This window comes from Winogradskyella psychrotolerans, assembly GCF_018860545.1.
Classification (GTDB): domain Bacteria; phylum Bacteroidota; class Bacteroidia; order Flavobacteriales; family Flavobacteriaceae; genus Winogradskyella; species Winogradskyella psychrotolerans_A.
The window spans coordinates 88,156-88,407 of record NZ_JAHKPN010000010.1; the positions used below are offsets into that span (position 1 = coordinate 88,156).

Annotated in this window: 1 pseudogene; it reads left to right on the plus strand. The window is 40.5% G+C overall.

The features are described from left to right. Positions 1-252: pseudogene (locus KO515_RS18955) on the plus strand (hypothetical protein); the annotation flags it as partial.

Here is a 252-nt window from a genome sequence, read left to right on the forward strand (position 1 = left end):
TTACTGGTAATCGATATATCACACAAGGTAACTTTGATCTTAATTTCGATTCAAGCACTTTAGTCATTGATGGCAGCGCTAATGGAGTTGGTATTGGTACAAACAGCCCAACAGCTCGATTAGATATCAACGGAGACGCTAGAATAAGAAACGTAACTAGCGGAGCAGATACTGATAATATCTTAACAAGAGATTCTGATGGTAATATTCGTCGTAGAACGGCTGCACAAATTGTAGCAGCTGGTGGCGGAA